The sequence below is a fragment of the Burkholderia sp. F1 genome (assembly GCF_050813845.1).
GTDB lineage: Bacteria > Pseudomonadota > Gammaproteobacteria > Burkholderiales > Burkholderiaceae > Burkholderia > Burkholderia ubonensis.
Genome location: NZ_CP172421.1, coordinates 2,378,834 through 2,396,504, shown reverse-complemented (window position 1 = coordinate 2,396,504; position 17,671 = coordinate 2,378,834). Strand labels below are relative to the sequence as shown.

18 protein-coding genes are annotated in these 17,671 nt (G+C 68.4%); 11 read left to right on the top strand and 7 right to left on the bottom strand.

The features are described 5' to 3' along the window. The first annotated feature begins 25 nt into the window (after positions 1-25). From mltG to ACFIMZ_RS11245, 9 genes are all read left to right on the top strand, one after another. A complete protein-coding gene (gene mltG / locus ACFIMZ_RS11285; RefSeq protein ID WP_431819588.1) occupies positions 26-1,045 on the top strand; it encodes an endolytic transglycosylase MltG in 1,020 nt (339 codons plus the stop codon). Beyond that, the gene (tmk, locus tag ACFIMZ_RS11280) at positions 1,045-1,665 is read left to right on the top strand and encodes a dTMP kinase (RefSeq protein ID WP_076475026.1); all 621 of its coding nucleotides are present in this window, start codon (positions 1,045-1,047) and stop codon (positions 1,663-1,665) included. The genes mltG and tmk overlap by 1 nt, the downstream gene beginning before the upstream one ends. A gap of 36 nt (positions 1,666-1,701) precedes the next feature. Next, positions 1,702-2,733, top strand: a complete 1,032-nt coding sequence (locus ACFIMZ_RS11275; RefSeq protein ID WP_431819587.1) for a DNA polymerase III subunit delta' — start codon at positions 1,702-1,704, stop codon at positions 2,731-2,733. A gap of 212 nt (positions 2,734-2,945) precedes the next feature. Continuing rightward, entirely contained in the window at positions 2,946-3,725 is a 780-nt protein-coding gene (locus tag ACFIMZ_RS11270; RefSeq protein ID WP_431819586.1) for a TatD family hydrolase, read from the top strand. A gap of 46 nt (positions 3,726-3,771) precedes the next feature. After that, a complete protein-coding gene (locus ACFIMZ_RS11265; protein ID WP_431819585.1) occupies positions 3,772-4,479 on the top strand; it encodes an ankyrin repeat domain-containing protein in 708 nt (235 codons plus the stop codon). Positions 4,480-4,545: 66 nt separating this feature from the next. Further along, positions 4,546-4,902: a Rap1a/Tai family immunity protein gene (locus ACFIMZ_RS11260; RefSeq protein WP_006755340.1), complete on the top strand. Its 357-nt coding sequence runs from the start codon at positions 4,546-4,548 to the stop codon at positions 4,900-4,902. A gap of 100 nt (positions 4,903-5,002) precedes the next feature. Next, positions 5,003-6,175 (top strand): mechanosensitive ion channel family protein, encoded by a 1,173-nt coding sequence (locus tag ACFIMZ_RS11255; protein ID WP_431819584.1) that lies wholly within the window; start codon positions 5,003-5,005, stop codon positions 6,173-6,175. A gap of 13 nt (positions 6,176-6,188) precedes the next feature. Continuing rightward, complete coding sequence (locus ACFIMZ_RS11250) at positions 6,189-7,367, top strand: AAA family ATPase (RefSeq protein ID WP_431819583.1); 1,179 nt, start codon at positions 6,189-6,191, stop codon at positions 7,365-7,367. Between the two features lie 170 nt (positions 7,368-7,537). Continuing rightward, complete coding sequence (locus ACFIMZ_RS11245) at positions 7,538-8,602, top strand: glycosyltransferase family 4 protein (RefSeq protein ID WP_431819582.1); 1,065 nt, start codon at positions 7,538-7,540, stop codon at positions 8,600-8,602. A gap of 91 nt (positions 8,603-8,693) precedes the next feature. Here the strand turns inward: ACFIMZ_RS11245 and ACFIMZ_RS11240 are convergent, their stop codons facing one another. From ACFIMZ_RS11240 to ACFIMZ_RS11230, 3 genes are all read right to left on the bottom strand, one after another. Then, positions 8,694-9,281: a BPSL1445 family SYLF domain-containing lipoprotein gene (locus ACFIMZ_RS11240; RefSeq protein ID WP_431819581.1), complete on the bottom strand. Its 588-nt coding sequence runs from the start codon at positions 9,279-9,281 to the stop codon at positions 8,694-8,696. A gap of 237 nt (positions 9,282-9,518) precedes the next feature. Beyond that, a complete protein-coding gene (locus tag ACFIMZ_RS11235; RefSeq protein ID WP_322066363.1) occupies positions 9,519-9,959 on the bottom strand; it encodes a hypothetical protein in 441 nt (146 codons plus the stop codon). 341 nt (positions 9,960-10,300) lie between these two features. Further along, the gene (locus ACFIMZ_RS11230; protein ID WP_059587621.1) at positions 10,301-10,591 is read right to left on the bottom strand and encodes a PsiF family protein; all 291 of its coding nucleotides are present in this window, start codon (positions 10,589-10,591) and stop codon (positions 10,301-10,303) included. Between the two features lie 256 nt (positions 10,592-10,847). On the opposite strand from ACFIMZ_RS11230, the gene ACFIMZ_RS11225 reads away from it, so the two are divergent. Beyond that, positions 10,848-11,867, top strand: a complete 1,020-nt coding sequence (locus ACFIMZ_RS11225) for an asparaginase (RefSeq protein WP_431819580.1) — start codon at positions 10,848-10,850, stop codon at positions 11,865-11,867. A gap of 80 nt (positions 11,868-11,947) precedes the next feature. Here ACFIMZ_RS11225 and lysM read toward each other — a convergent pair whose 3' ends face one another. From lysM to gcl, 4 genes are all read right to left on the bottom strand, one after another. Continuing rightward, positions 11,948-12,418, bottom strand: coding sequence for a peptidoglycan-binding protein LysM (gene lysM / locus ACFIMZ_RS11220; protein WP_431819579.1), 471 nt, complete (start codon positions 12,416-12,418; stop codon positions 11,948-11,950). Between the two features lie 438 nt (positions 12,419-12,856). After that, positions 12,857-13,762 (bottom strand): 2-hydroxy-3-oxopropionate reductase, encoded by a 906-nt coding sequence (locus ACFIMZ_RS11215; RefSeq protein ID WP_431819578.1) that lies wholly within the window; start codon positions 13,760-13,762, stop codon positions 12,857-12,859. 41 nt (positions 13,763-13,803) lie between these two features. Next, a complete protein-coding gene (gene hyi, locus ACFIMZ_RS11210) occupies positions 13,804-14,613 on the bottom strand; it encodes a hydroxypyruvate isomerase (protein ID WP_431819577.1) in 810 nt (269 codons plus the stop codon). 40 nt (positions 14,614-14,653) lie between these two features. Further along, positions 14,654-16,429, bottom strand: a complete 1,776-nt coding sequence (gene gcl / locus ACFIMZ_RS11205; protein ID WP_431819576.1) for a glyoxylate carboligase — start codon at positions 16,427-16,429, stop codon at positions 14,654-14,656. Positions 16,430-16,601: 172 nt separating this feature from the next. Here gcl and ACFIMZ_RS11200 point away from each other — a divergent pair, with 172 nt between their 5' ends. After that, positions 16,602-17,513: a LysR family transcriptional regulator gene (locus ACFIMZ_RS11200; RefSeq protein WP_431819575.1), complete on the top strand. Its 912-nt coding sequence runs from the start codon at positions 16,602-16,604 to the stop codon at positions 17,511-17,513. The last annotated feature ends 158 nt before the right edge of the window (positions 17,514-17,671 follow it).

The following is a 17,671-nucleotide window of genomic DNA, read 5'->3' as shown; positions in this document are numbered from 1 at the left end:
TGGGTCTTACCTGAGTCACGTTTCCATGTCCCTACTGAAGAAATGCGCCGCAACGGTCGCGGCGCTGGCCGTCGTTGTGGTCGCCGCCGGCGCGGGCGGCGCGTATTACTGGGCAACCCGCCCGCTGCTGCTCGGCGCCGCGTCGCTCGACGTCACGATCAAGCCGCGCAGCAGCGTGAAGAGCGTCGCGCAGCAGCTGAAGCACGGCGGCGTGCCCGTCGAGCCGTTCGCGTTCGTCGCGATGACGCGCCTGCTCGGCCTGTCCAGCCAGCTCAAATCCGGGAACTACGAATTCAAGACCGGCATCACGCCTTACGACGTGCTGCAGAAGATCGCGCGCGGCGACGTCAACGAATACGTCGCGACCGTGATCGAAGGCTGGACCTTCAAGCGGATGCGCGCGGAACTCGACGGGAATCCGGATCTCGTGCATACGACCGCCGGCATGAGCGACGCCGACCTGCTGCGCGCGATCGGCGCGCCGGACAGCGCGGTCAGGCGGGGCAGCGGCGAAGGGCTGTTTTTTCCCGATACCTACCTGTTCGACAAGGGCACGATCGACCTGAATATCTACCGGCGCGCATACCGGCTGATGCAGACGCGTCTCGACGAGGCATGGGCGGCGCGGGCGCCCGGCCTGCCGTACAAGACACCTTACGAAGCGCTGACGATCGCGTCGATCGTCGAGAAGGAAACCGGGCATGCGGCGGACCGCGCGTTCGTCGCGGCGGTGTTCGCGAACCGGCTGCGCATCGGCATGCCGCTGCAGACCGATCCGTCGGTGATCTACGGACTCGGCGATGCATACGACGGCCGCCTGCGCAAGCGCGACCTGCAGACCGACACTCCCTACAATACGTACACCCGGCGCGGGCTGCCGCCGACGCCGATCGCACTGCCCGGCGTCGCGGCGCTGCAGGCGGCGATCAATCCGGCGGCGACGAGCGCGCTCTACTTCGTCGCGAAGGGCGACGGCACGAGCGTGTTTTCCGATTCGCTCAACGACCACAACAAGGCCGTGGACAAATACATACGAGGTCAATGATGGCGCGCGGTAGATTCATCACGTTCGAAGGCATCGACGGGGCGGGGAAGACCACCCACCTGAACTGGTTCTGCGAACGGCTCCAGGACAAGCTGGCCGGCGCCGGCCGGCAGGTCGTCGTCACGCGCGAGCCGGGCGGCACCCAGCTCGGCGAGAAGCTGCGCGAGATCCTGCTGAACCAGCCGATGGACCTCGAGACCGAGGCGCTGCTGATGTTCGCCGCACGGCGCGAGCACCTCGCGCTCGTGATCGAGCCCGCGCTCGCGCGCGGCGACTGGGTCGTGTCCGACCGCTTCACCGACGCGACGTTCGCGTACCAGGGCGGCGGCCGCGGGCTGCCGCGCGACAAGCTCGAGGCGCTCGAGCGCTGGGTGCAGGGCGGCTTCCAGCCGGACCTGACGGTGCTGTTCGACGTCGCGCCGCAGGTCGCGAGCGAGCGGCGCGGCGCGGCGCGGATGCCCGACAAGTTCGAGAGCGAGTCCGACGCGTTTTTCGCGCGCACGCGCGGCGAATACCTGCGGCGTGCGGCCGAGGCGCCGCACCGCTTCGCGATCGTCGATGCGACGCAGTCGATCCCCGAGATCCGCAGGCAGCTCGAAGGCGTGCTCGCCGCGCTGTAATTCCGGACGGCCGCTTCGCTTACCTTTGGAACACACATGATCTATCCGTGGCAGACCGACGACTGGAACCGCCTGCAGCAACTGCGCGCGCAATGGCCGCATGCGCTGCTGCTGCACGGCCAGGCCGGGATCGGCAAGCTGCAGTTCGCGCAGCATCTCGCGCAGGGTTTCCTGTGCGAAACCCCGCAGGCAAACGGCGAGCCGTGCGGCGCGTGCGCGGCCTGCACGTGGTTCGCGCAGGGCAACCATCCCGACTACCGGATCGTGCTGCCGGAAGCGCTCGCCGGCGAAGCGCCGGGCGCGGCGGATGACGCCGCGAAGCCGGCGGACGCCGACGACGGCGGCAAGAAGACCCGCGCGCCGAGCAAGGAAATCAAGATCGAGCAGGTGCGCGCGCTGCTGGACTTCTGCGGCGTCGGCTCGCACCGCGGCGGGGCGCGCGTCGTCGTGCTGTATCCGGCCGAGGCGCTGAACGTCGCCGCGTCGAACGCGCTGCTGAAGACGCTGGAGGAGCCGCCGGCAGGCGTCGTGTTCCTGCTCGTGTCGGCGCGCATCGACCGCCTGCTGCCGACCATCATCAGCCGCTGCCGGCAATGGCCGATGACGGTGCCGGCGCCGGACGAGGCCGCCGCGTGGCTTGCCGCGCTGGGCGTCGCAGACGCGCCGGCGCTGCTGGCCGAGGCGGGCGGCGCGCCGCTCGCGGCGCTGGCGCTGGCGAGCGACGAGAACCGGCCGCTGCGCGACTTCACGCTCGGCCAGCTCGCGGCCGGCGCGGGGTGCGACCCGTTCGCCTGCGGCGAGGCGCTGCAGAAGCTGCCGGTGCCGCTCGTGCTCGGCTGGCTGCAGCGCTGGCTGTACGATCTGCTCGCGCAGCGGATGGCGGGCGTGCCGCGCTATTTCCCGATGCATGCCGCCGCGCTTGCGCGCTGCGCGGGCGCGCTCGACGCGAATGCGTTCGCGCGCTTCATGAAGACCGTGACGCGCCAGCGGATGGTTGAAAACCATCCGCTCAATGCGCGGCTGGTATTCGAGGAACTGTTTCTCGGATATCGTGAAATGTTCGCGTGAGCGCCGGATCGCTTCTCATCGGTCGAGATGTCATGACCCGGTTCTATCGTGACGCGACCGGGGCCGGTCCGCCTGCGATCGTCGCGGTCTGCCACGCGACGGCGTCGAACGCGATCTCGTGATCGTCGGCGAGCGGCTCGACCGCGCACGGGGCGCATAACCGGCGGCGCGCTGTCCGGGCGGCCGCCCGTCACCCGCATTCAGGAAACACGATGTTTGTCGATTCTCACTGCCACATCAATTTCAAGGGTCTCGCGGACCGCCTGCCGGCGGTGCTCGAGAACATGCGCGAGCATGACGTCACGCACGCGCTGTGCGTGTCCGTCGATTTCGAGACCTTGCCCGAGGTGCTCGCGATCGCCGACGCGCACGACAACGTCTACGCGTCGGTCGGCGTGCATCCCGACCACGAGGACGCGAAGGAGCCGACGCTCGCCGAGCTGATCGAGCTGGCCGCGCACCCGAAGGTCGTCGCGATCGGCGAGACGGGCCTCGACTACTACCGCCTCGAAGGCCGCGCGATCGCCGACATGGAATGGCAGCGCGAGCGCTTCCGCACGCACATTCGCGCCGCGCACGCGACGCTGAAGCCGTTGATCATCCACACGCGCTCGTCGTCGGAGGACACGCTGCGGATCATGGCCGAGGAGCGCGCGGAGGTGCCGGGCGGCGTGATGCACTGCTTCACCGAGCCGTGGCCGGTCGCCGAGCAGGCGCTCGCGCAGAACTTCCACATCTCGCTGTCGGGGATCGTCACGTTCAAGAATGCGACCGACGTGCAGGACGTCGCGCGCCGCGTGCCGCTCGACCGGCTGCTGATCGAGACCGATTCGCCGTATCTCGCGCCGGTGCCGTATCGCGGCAAGCCGAATGAACCTGCTTACGTCAGCCATGTCGGACGCTTTATCGCATCCGAGCGCGGCATCGCCGTCGAGGCGCTGGCCGACGCGACGACGCAGAACTTTTTCCGGCTGTTCAAGATCGCCCGCTGACGGCGGCGCGACGCAGCCGACAACCCAGGGGAAGGAGCCCACAACAATGACCAAGCCGATCAAACATCTGCCGAAACGTGCGCTCGTCGCCGCCGCGCTGGTCGCGAGCGGGCTGTTCGCGGCCGCCGGCGCGCACGCGGAGTCGCTCGAAGCGATCGTCAAGGCGGTCAAGTTCGACGACATTGCCGACATCGGCAAGCAGCTGAAGAACGGCCTCGATCCGAACATGCTCGCACCGAACGGCGATCCGCTCATCGTGATCGCCGCGCGCGAGAAGTCCGACAAGGTTGCGGCGGCGCTCGCCGCGGCGCCGAACGTCGACCTCGAGAAGGAAGACAAGGCGGGCGAGAACGCGCTGATGCTCGCGTCGCTGAACGGCGACGTCGGGCTCGTGAAGCTCCTGATCGACAAGGGCGCGGAGGTCAGCAAGAAGGGCTGGGCGCCGCTGCACTACGCGGCCACCAGCGGCCAGGACGCGGTCGTCAAGGTGCTGCTCGACCATGACGCGTACATCGACACGGCATCGCCGAACGGCACGACGCCGCTGATGATGGCCGCGCGCGGCAACCACGCGTCGACGGTGAACCTGCTGCTCGACCAGGGCGCCGATCCGCAGGTGAAGAACCAGCTCGGCCTGACCGCGCTGGAGTTCGCGAAGCACTACAAGGCGCCGGACGCGAGGGACATCCTGAGCAAGCGCACCGAGCGCATCGGCGCGGCGACGCCGGGCAACGCCCAAAAAAGTGCAAAATAGCGGTTTTGGGCGCGGCCGGCTCAGGCGCGGCCGGCGGCCCCGGGTCGCATTGACATAAGGAACACCATGTTGCGGGCTATGTTTTGTGCCGCGGCGTTCGCCGTGCCGTTGTCGGCGGCGGCTTTCACGGGCGCGGATCTCGATCGGCTGTGCGCGAAGACGGACGTGAAATCGCGGGCGTCGTGCGCGGCCTACATTGAAGGCGCCGCCGACGGCGTCTACAACACGATCGACGCGATCGGCGGCACCACCGGGCCGCGCGTCGGCCAGTATTTCTGCCTGCCGCCCGACATCAGGGCGCAGCAGATGACCGACGCGGTGCGCAAGTACATCGCGGAAAATCCGAAGCTGGCCGACTACAACGCGAGCACCGCGGTGTCGCTCGGTCTCGGCAAGGCGTTTCCCTGCAGGGGCGGCAGCTGACCTGAAGCCGTGCCCGGGCGCGTGCCGCGCCCGGGCGTCGCCGATGCATCCAGGACGAGGCGCATGATGCGCCTCCTGAACCGAAGAGGCTCAGGCGTCGATGATTTCACTCGAGGAACTGCAGCGCATCGCCGATGCGCCATTGCATTCGTGGCTCGGCACGCTGATCGTGTCGGCCGTCAGCCTGCTGGTCGGCGCGGCCGCGCACCGGATCGGTGCGCGCATCGTCAAGCGCGTCGCGAGCCCCTATCCGATGCTGAGCGTCGTGCTGCGCTACATCGACAAGCCGTCGCTCGTCACGCTCGCGCTGCTCGCGCTCGAATTCGTGTGGGTGCAGGCCGACGACGGCATGGCGTTCGTGCGCGGGATGCGCACGGCGGCAGCCGTCGGCACGATCGTGGCGCTGACCTGGCTGCTCGTGCGGCTCGCGGCCGCGCTCGGCGAGGCGATCATCCAGGCGCATCCGCTGGACACGGCGAACAACCTGCAGGCGCGTCGCATCCATACGCAGGCGCGCGTGCTGTCGCGGACCGTGATGGCGCTGATCGTGATCATCGGCGCCGGCGCCGCGCTGATGACGTTCCCGAACGTGCGCCAGGTCGGCGCGAGCCTGCTCGCGTCGGCCGGGGTCGCGGGCCTCGTCGCCGGCATCGCCGCGCGCCCGGTGCTCGGCAACCTGATCGCGGGCCTGCAGATCGCGCTGACGCAGCCGATCCGGCTCGACGACGTCGTCGTGATCCAGGGCGAGTGGGGGCGCATCGAGGAAATCACCGGCACCTACGTGTCGGTGCGCCTGTGGGACCAGCGGCGCCTCGTCGTGCCGCTGCAATGGTTCATCGAGAATCCGTTCGCGAACTGGACGCGCAACAGCGCCGAAATCATCGGCACGGTGTTCCTGTCCGTCGACTACCGGACGCCGCTCGCGCCGCTGCGCGAGGAGCTCGCGCGGCTCGTCCAGGGCGCGCCCGAATGGGACGGCCGCGTGCAGGTGCTGCAGGTGACCGACGCGACCGAGCGCACGATGCAGCTGCGCGCGCTCGTCAGCGCGGCGGATTCGTCGCTGTGCTTCGACCTGCGCTGCCGCGTGCGCGAGGGCCTGATCGCGTACATCCAGTCGCATTACCCGCAGTGCCTGCCGCGCAGCCGCACCGAACTGTTTCCGCACGCATCGGCGCCGGACGCGCCGAATCCCGTACACTCGCGCGAGCGCGCGCCTGCCGCCGGCACGGCGGCGAATACCGCGGCCGATCCGCAGGCCGTCGACGGACGCTGACCCGACCCCATCCATGACGGCACTCCATACGCTCGCCATTGCCAACTACCGCTCGCTGCGCGAACTGATCGTGCCGCTCGCGGCGCTGAACGTCGTGACGGGGCCGAACGGCAGCGGCAAGTCGAGCGTGTATCGCGCGCTGCGGCTGCTCGCCGACACCGCTCAGGGCCGCGTGATCCCGTCGCTGGCCCGCGAAGGCGGGCTGCCGTCGACGCTGTGGGCCGGCCCCGAACGGTTCTCGCGGTCGATGCTGGCGGGCGACGCGCCCGTCACCGGCACGGTGCGCAACGGCCCGGTGAGCCTCAAGCTCGGGTTCGCGTGCGACGATTTCGGCTACGCGATCGACCTCGGCCTGCCGGTGAAGAACGACGATTCGATGTTCGGGCTCGATCCGGTCGTCAAGCGAGAATGCATCTGGGGCGGCCCGTCGTTGCGGCCGTCGACGCTGCTGGTCGACCGGCAGGGTGCGCAGATCCGCGCGCGCGACGCGTCGGGCGACTGGTCGACCGTCCCGCAGCCGGTCGCGAGCTTCGACAGCATGATGACGGAGTTCGCCGACCCGCGCGGTGCGCCGGAGATGATCGCGGTGCGCGAGCGGATCCGCTCGTGGCGCTTCTACGATCATTTCCGCACCGACGCGCAGGCGCCTGCGCGGCAGTCGCACGTCGGCACCCACACTCCCGTGCTCGCGGACGACGGCGCCGACCTTGCCGCCGCGCTGCAGACGATCCGCGAGATCGGCGACGGCGCGGCGCTCGACGCGGCGATCGACGACGCGTTTCCAGGCGCGTCGGTCGAGATCGACAATCCGGGCGCCCGCGGCCGCTTCGAGGTGCTGATGCGCCAGCCGGGGCTGCTGCGCCCGCTGGCGGCCGCCGAGCTGTCGGACGGCACGCTGCGCTACCTGCTGCTCGCGGCGGCGCTCCTGACGCCGCGGCCGCCCGCGCTGATGGTGCTGAACGAACCGGAGACGAGCCTGCATCCGGACCTGCTGCCGGCGCTCGGCCGCCTGATCGCGCAGGCGGCGCGGCATTCGCAGGTGATCGTCGTGTCGCATGCGGCGCGGCTGATCGCGACGCTCGAGCGCGAGGCCGGCTGCGAGTCGCTCGTGCTCGACAAGCGGCTCGGCGCGACCGGGCTCGTCGATGCCGACACGCGGGACCTGCCGCCGTGGAAATGGCCGTCGCGCTGACGCGCGGCGCCTCGTCCGTCGGGCCTCCGGCCCCTGTATCGGCGGGGCGCCCGAGTGTATCCGGTCTGTAACAACGCCCATAAAATGCAAGCCCCTCGGTGCTGCTCGGCCGGATCGCCAATAATGAGATATTCGGCCGGCGCTGCGCCGACCCTTTGGAGACGTGGATCATGAGAATTGCCCAGATCGCCCCGCTGACCGAGTCGGTGCCGCCGAAGCTGTACGGGGGCACGGAGCGCGTCGTGTCGTACATCACCGAGGCGCTCGTCGACCTCGGTCACGACGTGACGCTGTTCGCTAGCGGCGATTCGACGACGCGCGCGAAGCTCGAGCCGGTATGGCCGCGCGCGCTGCGGCTCGACTCGTCGATCCGCGACCGGATCGCGCCGCACATGCTACTGATGGAAACGGTCGCGCGCCGCGCGAAGGACTTCGATGTCCTGCATTTCCATATGGACTATTACTCGTTCTCGGTCTTCAACCGCCAGGAAGTGCCGTACGTGACGACGCTGCACGGCCGGCTCGACCTGCCCGAGCAGCAGCCGGTGTTCGACACGTTCAGCACCGCGCCGGTGATCTCGATCTCGAATGCGCAGCGCCAGCCGTTGCCGCAGGCGAAATGGCTGACGACCGTCTATCACGGGCTGCCGGAGACGCTCTACATGCCGCAGCCGGTCGAGCCGCGCTATCTCGCGTTCCTCGGCCGCATCTCGCCGGAAAAGCGCGTCGACACGGCGATCCGCATCGCGCAGCAGTGCGGGCTGCCGATCAAGGTCGCCGCCAAGATCGACGCGGCCGACCAGGAGTATTTCGAGCGCGAGATCAAGCCGCTGTTCGCGCTGCCGCACGTCGAATACATCGGCGAGATCGCCGATCACCAGAAGGCGGAATTCCTGTCGGGCGCGCATGCGCTGCTGTTCCCGATCGACTGGCCGGAGCCGTTCGGCCTCGTGATGGTCGAGGCGATGGCGTGCGGCACGCCGGTGATCGCGTTCAATCGCGGCTCGGTGCCGGAGGTGCTGGACGAGGGCGTGTCGGGCTTCATCGTCGAGGACGAGATCAGCGCGGTCGCGGCCGTCAACCGGCTGCACCTGCTGCCGCGTGCACGCGTGCGGCAGCGCTTCGAGGAGCGCTTCACGTCGCGCCGGATGGCGCAGGAGTACGTCGACGTCTATCAGTCGGTGATCCGTGCGCAGAAGCGCGCGCGTTTCAAGGTGATCGATTCGACGACCTGACGCGCGTCGCGCAGGCGCAAAAAAACGGCGATGCCCGCGAGGGCATCGCCGTTTGCACATGGGCTGCCCGCGCGGTGCGCGGGCGGCGTGGTCAGATCTTCAGCTTGGTGACCTTCGTGCCGTTGATCGACACGTCGCCCATCAGGCCGGCGTTCGTCAGCACGATCACCTGCACCGGCGCGGTGGCCGTGTTGGTGTCGACCGCGCCGTTCGCGCCCATCTTCACAAGCGCGACCGACGCGCCCGCGCCGGCGGCCCAGCCGTCCGAGCCGCGGAATTCGTCGAGCGATTCCTGCGTCATGAACAGGAACACGATCGCCTTCGATTGCGCGCCCGCCTGCAGGCCGACCGACAGCGACGACGTGTTGTAGTAGCCGACCGTGCTGCCGCCGACGCGCAGCGCGCCGTTGCCGGACTGGCCGCCGACGATGAAGCCGGCCTGGAGCACGTCCGGGAACACCAGCACGCCGCGCGATTTCCCGACGAGCTCTCGCGAGCCCTTGACCGTGGAATACAGGCGCGACAGCGTCGCGTCGACGCTCGAATCGATCGCCTGGCGCTTCGACGCATTGGTCGCGGCGGTGTCGGGCTTGTCGGGGGTCGTGGTGCAACCGGCGAGCGCGAGGCTGCCGACGATGAGCGCGGCGGCGGCTTTCAGTGCGAGATTCCGTTTTTGCATCGTTCTTCTCCATCGGGTGATGATCAGGGTGAGCCGCACCGTTCAAGGGGCGGATCACGTCGGCAGTTATATCACAGCGGATTACGGCCGGCTTTTCATGCGGGAGTGAAAAAGCGTCAAATCGTCAAGCCGTGTCGCCATGCGCCGACGAACGGCGCGCACACGCTCGCCGGCGCGGCGAACGCGCCGGCGGCTTGCCGGCAAGGGGAGGGCGGGCGCGGTGCGGCGACGCGCGCGTCAGTGCGGCACCGGCGGCTTGATCGGCGGCCGCCGCAGCGCGCGGCGGATCAGCGCGATGACGACGCCGCATGCGAACAGGAACGCGGCCGGCACGACCCAGTAGCCGACGAACGCATGCCACAGGTAGCTCGCGAGCGTGTTGCGACGCACCACGTACTCGTCGCGCGCGGCCTGCTGGCGGGGGGCATTGGCGGCGAGCACGTCGGCGGGGCAGCCGGCTGCACGCGCTTCGTCAGGGTCGCCGTGACAGCGCGCGGCGGCGCCGGCGGCGCGCTGCGCATCGGCGAGTTGCCAGGTGGTCAGCGCGAGCTGCAGGTCCGCCTTGTTGTAGGCCATTTCCTCGCGGATCTCGCGCACGGCGACGATCGCGACGGGGACGGCCCAGAACACGATCACGATCACCCAGCGGCGGAACCAGCGGTGTTGTCTCCATGCCATCCAAGCCTCCGTTTGACGCGGCATGCGCGTCCGTGTCGAGGGCGGCCCGATGGCGCTTCTTATGCTTGGATGGGCCGCATTGCAGCCATCATAGAAGAAAACGCGGCGAATTGCCGCATCCTGTGCCGGATGTGCGCGGCGGGCCGGAGCCGGCACGGAAAACCGTTGCCAGGAAGGCCGCGCTGCGGCCGACGGCCGGCGGCGAGCCCGTGATCCACGCGAGCGGAGTCGATGCGCGTGCAACGAAAACAACAATGCCGCGCCCGTCGAAACGGTGCGCGGCATTGATGACGGGTTAGGGTCTGTTCACGCTATCAGCGTGAACAAACCCCGGGCCGGAATCAGGCGGCCGGCTGGGCGCTCAGGCAGCTCTTCATGAACGCCTTGCGCTCGTCGCCCTTCTTGCCGGCGGCGTCCTTGTTGCAGGCCTTCATCTTGTCCTGCTGCGACATCGCCTTCGCCGGCTTCGCCGACAGGCAGTCCTTCATGAATGCCTTGCGTTCGTCGCCCGTCTTGCCGGCGGCCTGGGTGTTACAGGCCTTCATCTTGTCCTGCTGGCTGTTCGCCGCGAATGCGGGGGAAGCGAGCATGCCGCCGACGAGCAGTGCGGCTACGAGCGATTGGATTTTCATTTGACACTCCCATGGGGTGAATTGCGTTTTATTGACGCCATCGCGAAGCGGGACGCGTAGCGGGGACGCATCGCGCCGCGCGCTCCGATTATGGCGAATCAATGTGAAAACACCGAAACAGCACTTTCTATAACGTGGCGGGCCGGACCGGCGTTGACGAAAAGCGCGCGCGGGCGATCGGGACAAACCATGATGCGCACGCACCGGGCGCGGCCGGGCTATCGTGCCCGGATCGTGAGCCATTACAATCGCGCCCATGAATACTCCGCATTCCGCTTCCGCTTCGTCGCCGGCCCTGCCGCGCATCGCCGTCCTCGCCACCGGCGGCACCATCGCCGGGGCTGCGCCCGACGCCGCCAGCACGGCCGGCTACCAGGCCGGCGCGCTCGGCGTCAACTTCCTGATCGACGCAGTGCCGGCGCTCGCGTCCGTCGCGCGCATCGACGCCGAACAGGTCGCCAGCATCGACAGCAAGGATCTCGCGCTGCCGCTGTGGAACGCGCTGGCCGCGCGCATCGGCGCGCTGATGGCCGACGACGCCGTCGACGGCATCGTGATCACGCACGGCACCGACACGCTCGAGGAAACCGCCTACGCGCTGCACCTGACCGTGCAGGGCGACAAGCCGGTCGTGCTGACCGCGGCGATGCGCCCGGCGACCGCGCTGTCGTCCGACGGCCCGCTCAACCTGCTCAACGCGGTGACGGTCGCAGCTCACCCGGCCGCGCGCGGGCAGGGCGTGCTGGTCGCATTCAACAACCGGATCCATGGCGCGCGCGACGTCGTGAAGACGAGCACCTATGCGGTCGATGCGTTCCAGTCGCCGGAACTCGGCGCGCTCGGCTGGGTGCAGGACGGTCGCGTCGAATTCGCGCGGCGCGTGACGCGTCCGCACGATTCGCAACTGGCGATGCGTAATGAATGGCCGGCGGTCGAGGTTGTTGCCAGCTATTCAGGGGTCACGCGCACCACCGTCGATGCGCTCGTCGCGGCCGGCGTGCGCGGGCTCGTCGTCGCGGGCACCGGCAACGGCTCGATCCATGCGACGCTGCAAGCGGCGCTCGTCGATGCGGTGAAGCAGGGCGTCGTCGTGGTCCGCGCGTCGCGGGTCGGCTCGGGGCACGTGATGAAGAACGGCGCGGCTTGCGACGACGCGCTCGGCTTCGTGAGCGCGGGTTCGCTGAACCCGTTCAAGGCGCGCGTGCTGCTGATGCTCGCGCTCGCGAACGGGATTGGCGCGCGCGACGACCTGCAGCGTGTATTCGACACCTACTGACCGTACGCGTTGCGTCCGGCGTCAATGCAAAAGGCAGGCCGATCGGCCTGCCTTTTCCTTTTGCGATCCTGCGCGACCGATCAGGACTGCGGCGGAATCACGAGCTTCTGGCCCGGGTAGATGCGGTCGGGGCTCGACAGCATCGGCTTGTTCGCTTCGAAGATCGCGGTGTTCTTCGTGCCGTCGCCGTAGTACTGCTCGGCGATCTTCCACAGATTGTCGCCGGACACGACGTCGTGGTACTGGACTTCCGGATCGTCCGGCTGGAGGTCGTCGTCGTTGACGCCCGCGACGCCCTGCACGTTGCCGGCCGCGACCTTGACCTTGGCCTTCGTGTCGAGATCGGCGACGCTGCCCGACAGCGTCACGGTGCGCGACGCGCCGTCGAACGCGACAGTCAGGTTCGACGTGTCGAGGCCTTGCGTGTTGATGTAATTCTTGATCGCATCGGCCGCGGTCTGGTTTGCGGCATTCGGATCTTCCGCCGCTTGCGCGTCGGCGTGACCCAGCAGTTTTTCACCCGCCTCTTTGATAAACGAAAGAAGACCCATCGTTGCACTCCTTAGGTGGTTGAAAAGAAAACGCGCCGTGAAGTGGCGAAAAAAACACCGCGCTGGGCACGAATGCGCGCGCGGCGGTTTTCTCGAAAGGCGTGGCGAAAGTGTAGGCGTTCACGGCGACGATTGCATGACTTATTGCGCGCGCGAACGTAAAGAAGTGTAAGACGTGAAATCCGACAGACGGACACCCGACGACGACGTCTGACCGACCAAGGCTTCCCCGGCGTCGCCGGGTGCCGCTGCGGACCCCACCTCGCCGCTCTCAGCCCAGAGCGGCGTTTTTCGCCCCGTCGCACGCGAACCGCGATGCGTGGCGAGGCGCCCCACGGTGATGCGCGATGACGCGCGCATCGATGCGATCCGGCACGCGGAACCGCAAGTGTGGCGTGCGCGCGCGTCCGCGGTGACCGCGAACGCCGCGCGGTTGCGTCAGGCGACCTTGGCTTGCGTCTGCGGCTGCGCGATCTCGAAGTTCGACATGATCTCGAGCGCGCGCACGAGCGCCGAGTGATCCCAGGCCTTGCCGCCGTGCGACGCGCAGACGCTGAACAGCTGCTGCGCGCTCGCGGTATGCGGCAGCGCGAGGCCGAGCTTGCGCGCGCCGTCGAGCGCGAGGTTCAGGTCCTTCTGGTGCAGCTCGATGCGGAAGCCCGGATCGAACGTGCGCTTCGTCATCCGCGCGCCGTGCACTTCGAGGATGCGCGATGCGGCGAAGCCGCCCATCAGCGCCTGGCGCACGCGCTCCGGATCGGCGCCCGAGCGTGCGGCGAACAGCAGCGCTTCGCCGACGGCCTCGATGTTCAGCGCGACGATGATCTGGTTCGCGACCTTGCAGGTCTGGCCCGCGCCGTTGTCGCCGACGAGCGTGATGTTCCTGCCCATCAGCTCGAACAGCGGCTTCGCGCGTTCGAAGGCTTGTTCCGGGCCGCCGACCATGATCGTCAGCGTCGCCTCGCGCGCGCCGACTTCGCCGCCGGACACCGGCGCGTCGAGGTAGTCGCAGCCGAGCGCGTTGATGTCCTTCGCGAATGCCTGCGTGTCGAGCGGCGAGATCGAGCTCATGTCGATCACGAGCTTGCCGGCGGCGAGGCCCTTCGCGACGCCGTCGTCGGCGAACAGCACGTTGCGCACGTCGGGCGTGTCCGGAACCATCGAGATGATGATGTCCGCGTGCTTCGCGACTTCGGTCGAGTTCGCGACGACCTTCGCGCTCGCCCGCAGGTCGTCCGGCACCGGAAACGCGCCGTTCACGACGAGCTGATGATCGCCCTTGAGCAGGTTGCGCGCCATGTGCGCGCCCATGATGCCGAGGCCGATGAAACCGATGGTTGCCATATGAAAGTCTCCTATAGGGGCGATGACGGAAAGGGCGAGGCTCAGGCGGCGCGGCGCGCCGAGCCCGGTGCGCAGTCGGCGACGCCTTGCAGCCAGCCGAGCCCTTCGGTCGTGGTGGTGCGTGGCTTGTATTCGCAGCCGACGTGGCCGGCATAGCCGAGCCGGTCGAGCAGCGCGAACAGGAACGCGTAGTTGATCTCGCCCGTGCCCGGCTCGTTGCGGCCCGGGTTGTCCGCGAGCTGGACGTGGCCGATCGACGCGAGGTTGCGTTCGATCGTCGCGGCCAGTTCGCCTTCCATGCGCTGCATGTGATAGATGTCGTACTGCAGGAACAGGTTGTCCGAGCCGACCGCGCGGATCACGTCGAGTCCTTCGGCCGAGCGGTTCAGCGCGAAGCCCGGGATGTCGAAGCTGTTGCACGGCTCGACGAGCAGGCGGATGCCTTCGCGCTTCAGCGCGTCGGCCGCGAAGCGCAGGTTGTCGACGATCGTGACGAAGGTCGTGTCGCGCGGCGTGCTCGCCGACGGAATCCCGACGAGGCAGTTCAGCTGCGGCACCTTCAGCGCCTTCGCATACTCGATCGCACGGCCGACGCCTTCCTGGAACTCGCCGACGCGATCGGGCAGGCACGCGATGCCGCGCTCGCCCTGGTCCCAGTTGCCGGCGGGCAGGTTGTGCAGCACGAGGCGCAGGCGGTGCGTCTCGAGCCGCTCGGCGAGTTCCTCCTTCGCGTACGGATACGGGAACAGGAACTCGACGGCGTCGAACCCCGCATCCGCGGCCGCCTTGAAGCGGTCGAGGAACGGCACTTCGTTGAACAGCATGGTCAGGTTGGCTGCAAACTTCGGCATGAGCTAAGCCTCGTCGGTCGGTCAGTAGGAATGTGGCGGTTCAGTCGAGCAGCGAGATCGCGGTCGGCGCGTGCTCGGCCTTCTCGGCGAGATCCTCGAACTCGTTGATCGCGTCGATCTCGGTGCCCATCGAGATGTTGGTCACGCGCTCGAGGATCACTTCGACGATCACCGGCACGCTGAACTCTTCCGCGAGCGCCTGCGCCTGCTTCAGCGCCGGCTCGATCTCTTCCGGCCTGGACACGCGCAGCGCCTTGCAGCCGAGGCCTTCGGCCACCGCGACGTGATCGACGCCGTAGCCGTTCAATTCGGGCGCGTTGACGTTGTCGAACGCGAGCTGCACGCAGTAGTCCATGTCGAACGCGCGCTGCGCCTGGCGGATCAGCCCGAGGTACGAGTTGTTCACGACGACGTGCACGTACGGCAGCTTGAACTGCGCGCCGGCGGCGAGCTCCTCGATCATGAACTGGAAGTCGTAGTCGCCCGACAGCGCGACGATCGGCCGTTGCGGATCGGCCGCGCGCACGCCGAGCGCGGCGGGGATCGTCCAGCCGAGCGGGCCGGCCTGGCCGCAGTTGATCCAGTTGCGCGCCTTGAACACGTGCAGGAACTGCGCGGCGGCGATCTGCGACAGGCCGATCGTGCTCACGTAGCACGTGTCGCGGCCGAACACCTTGTTCATCTCCTCGTACACGCGCTGCGGCTTGACCGGCACGTTGTCGAAGTGCGTCTTGCGCTGCAGCGTGCGCTTGCGTTCCTGGCACTCGGCCACCCACGCGCCGCGATCCTTCAGCTTGCCGGCGGCCTTCCATTCCTGCGCGACGGCGACGAACAGCTCGAGCGCGGCCTTCGCGTCGGACACGATGCCGAGATCCGGGCCGAACACGCGGCCGATCTGGGTCGGCTCGATGTCGACGTGGACGAACTTGCGGCCCTTCGTGTAGACGTCGATGCTGCCCGTATGGCGGTTCGCCCAGCGGTTGCCGATGCCGAGCACGAAGTCGGACGCGAGCATCGTCGCGTTGCCGTAGCGGTGCGACGTCTGCAGGCCGACCATGCCGGCCATCAGCGGATGATCGTCGGGAATCGCGCCCCACGACATCAGCGTCGGGATCACCGGCACGCCGACGGTTTCCGCGAACGCGACGAGCAGGTCCTCGGCCGCCGCGTTGAGCACGCCGCCGCCCGAGACGATCAGCGGCTTGTCCGCGTCGTTGAGCATCGCGAGCGCCTTCTCGATCTGCGCGCGGGTCGCCGCGGGCTTGTAGACGGGCAGCGGCTCGTAGGTGTCGATGTCGAATTCGATTTCGGCGAGCTGCACGTCGATCGGCAGGTCGACCAGCACCGGGCCCGGGCGGCCCGAGCGCATCAGGTGGAACGCCTGCTGGAACACGCGCGGCACGAGCGCCGGCTCGCGCACGGTGACGGCCCACTTGGTGACCGGCTTCGCGATCGACTCGATGTCGACCGCCTGGAAGTCTTCCTTGTAGAGGCGCGCGCGCGGCGCCTGGCCGGTGATCGCGAGGATCGGAATCGAGTCGGCCGACGCCGAGTAGAGGCCCGTGATCATGTCGGTGCCGGCGGGGCCCGACGTGCCGATGCATACGCCGATGTTGCCCGGCGCGGCGCGCGTATAGCCTTCGGCCATGTGCGACGCGCCCTCGACGTGGCGGGCCAGCACGTGGCTGATGCCGCCCGATTTGCGCATCGCGGAATAGAACGGGTTGATCGCGGCGCCCGGCACGCCGAACGCGGTCTGGATGCCTTCCTTCTCGAGCACGAGCACGGCGGCGTCGACGGCTCTCATCTTGGCCATGAATGTCTCCTTGAATGTTTGCGGATCTTGCGAATCGGTTTGTTGGAGACACTTTAGGGATGCATCAAAGGTTTGATAAGATCAGCCGGAGTCGCTTTTTTCGAAACTAAAAGTATCGAATGACGGCAGGTCGGACCTTGGCTGGCCGTCACCGTCATGCAGGAGACATGGGATGGACCGCTTCAAGCAGATCGAGACGTTCGTGCGGGTCGCGGACGCGGGCAGCCTCGCGGCCGCGGCGCTCGAGGAGGGCGTGTCGCCGGTCGTGCTCGGACGACGCATCGACGCGCTGGAGAAGCGTCTCGGCGTGAAGCTGATGTACCGCTCGACGCGGCGGCTCGTCGTCAGCGAGGAGGGCGCGGCGTTCCTCGAGCGCTGCCGCGGCCTGCTCGCCGAATGGGACCAGGCCGAGAACGAGCTGGCCGCCGGGCGGCGCGCGGTGAGCGGCCACCTGATCGTGTCCGCGCCGGCCGCGTTCGGCCGCAAGCACGTCGCGCCGCACGCGCCGGGCTTTCTCGCCGACAAGCCGGACATGCAGCTGTCGTTCAACCTGACCGACCGGGTCGTCGACCTCGTGCGCGAAGGCTACGACCTGTCGATCCGGATCGGCGGTGCGGTCGATCCGAACTTCGTCGCGGTGAAGCTCGCGTCGAACCGGCGCGTCGTCTGCGGCACGCCGGATTATTTCCGCCGGCACGGCCGCCCGAAGGCGCTCGACGACCTGCTGAAGCACAACTGCCTCGCGTTCAACCTGCAAGGCGGCCAGAACCGTGGCTGGTACTTCCAGCGCAACGGCAAGATCGTCACGATGCGCGTGACGGGCAACCTCGACTGCAACGACGGCGAACTGCTGCACCGCTGGGCGTCGGAAGGGCTCGGGCTCGGCTGGCGCTCGACCTGGGAGATCGCCGCGCAGCTCGAGACGGGCGAGCTCGAGACCGTCCTCGACGACTATGCGCTGCCCGACTACGACATCCTCGCCGTCTACCCGCAGCAGCGCTACGTGCCGGCGCGGGTGCGCTATTTCATCGACTACCTGCGCGACGCGTACGCGCGCGCCGGCTACTGGAACGGCACGCCGTAGGCGCGCGGGACGCGGCAGCGGCCGGGGCACGACCGGGCGCGGCGGCGGGCCGCGCGGATCCGGAGCCCGCCGCGGCGGGCGCGGCTGGCCGCGCGCGAATCGGGGTGCTTCGGGAACGGGAGAGCGTATGGCATGGCGGCACCTGTGCGGGCGATGAC

What these genes read in the sequence shown, in the direction of transcription:
- mltG (WP_431819588.1), top strand. Translation starts at nt 26, where the DNA reads ATGTCCCTACTGAAGAAATGCGCCGCAACGGTCGCGGCGCTGGCCGTC.
- tmk (WP_076475026.1), top strand. Translation starts at nt 1,045, where the DNA reads ATGGCGCGCGGTAGATTCATCACGTTCGAAGGCATCGACGGGGCGGGG.
- ACFIMZ_RS11275 (WP_431819587.1), top strand. Translation starts at nt 1,702, where the DNA reads ATGATCTATCCGTGGCAGACCGACGACTGGAACCGCCTGCAGCAACTG.
- ACFIMZ_RS11270 (WP_431819586.1), top strand. Translation starts at nt 2,946, where the DNA reads ATGTTTGTCGATTCTCACTGCCACATCAATTTCAAGGGTCTCGCGGAC.
- ACFIMZ_RS11265 (WP_431819585.1), top strand. Translation starts at nt 3,772, where the DNA reads ATGACCAAGCCGATCAAACATCTGCCGAAACGTGCGCTCGTCGCCGCC.
- ACFIMZ_RS11260 (WP_006755340.1), top strand. Translation starts at nt 4,546, where the DNA reads ATGTTGCGGGCTATGTTTTGTGCCGCGGCGTTCGCCGTGCCGTTGTCG.
- ACFIMZ_RS11255 (WP_431819584.1), top strand. Translation starts at nt 5,003, where the DNA reads ATGATTTCACTCGAGGAACTGCAGCGCATCGCCGATGCGCCATTGCAT.
- ACFIMZ_RS11250 (WP_431819583.1), top strand. Translation starts at nt 6,189, where the DNA reads ATGACGGCACTCCATACGCTCGCCATTGCCAACTACCGCTCGCTGCGC.
- ACFIMZ_RS11245 (WP_431819582.1), top strand. Translation starts at nt 7,538, where the DNA reads ATGAGAATTGCCCAGATCGCCCCGCTGACCGAGTCGGTGCCGCCGAAG.
- ACFIMZ_RS11240 (WP_431819581.1), bottom strand. Translation starts at nt 9,281, where the DNA reads ATGCAAAAACGGAATCTCGCACTGAAAGCCGCCGCCGCGCTCATCGTC.
- ACFIMZ_RS11235 (WP_322066363.1), bottom strand. Translation starts at nt 9,959, where the DNA reads ATGGCATGGAGACAACACCGCTGGTTCCGCCGCTGGGTGATCGTGATC.
- ACFIMZ_RS11230 (WP_059587621.1), bottom strand. Translation starts at nt 10,591, where the DNA reads ATGAAAATCCAATCGCTCGTAGCCGCACTGCTCGTCGGCGGCATGCTC.
- ACFIMZ_RS11225 (WP_431819580.1), top strand. Translation starts at nt 10,848, where the DNA reads ATGAATACTCCGCATTCCGCTTCCGCTTCGTCGCCGGCCCTGCCGCGC.
- lysM (WP_431819579.1), bottom strand. Translation starts at nt 12,418, where the DNA reads ATGGGTCTTCTTTCGTTTATCAAAGAGGCGGGTGAAAAACTGCTGGGT.
- ACFIMZ_RS11215 (WP_431819578.1), bottom strand. Translation starts at nt 13,762, where the DNA reads ATGGCAACCATCGGTTTCATCGGCCTCGGCATCATGGGCGCGCACATG.
- hyi (WP_431819577.1), bottom strand. Translation starts at nt 14,613, where the DNA reads ATGCCGAAGTTTGCAGCCAACCTGACCATGCTGTTCAACGAAGTGCCG.
- gcl (WP_431819576.1), bottom strand. Translation starts at nt 16,429, where the DNA reads ATGGCCAAGATGAGAGCCGTCGACGCCGCCGTGCTCGTGCTCGAGAAG.
- ACFIMZ_RS11200 (WP_431819575.1), top strand. Translation starts at nt 16,602, where the DNA reads ATGGACCGCTTCAAGCAGATCGAGACGTTCGTGCGGGTCGCGGACGCG.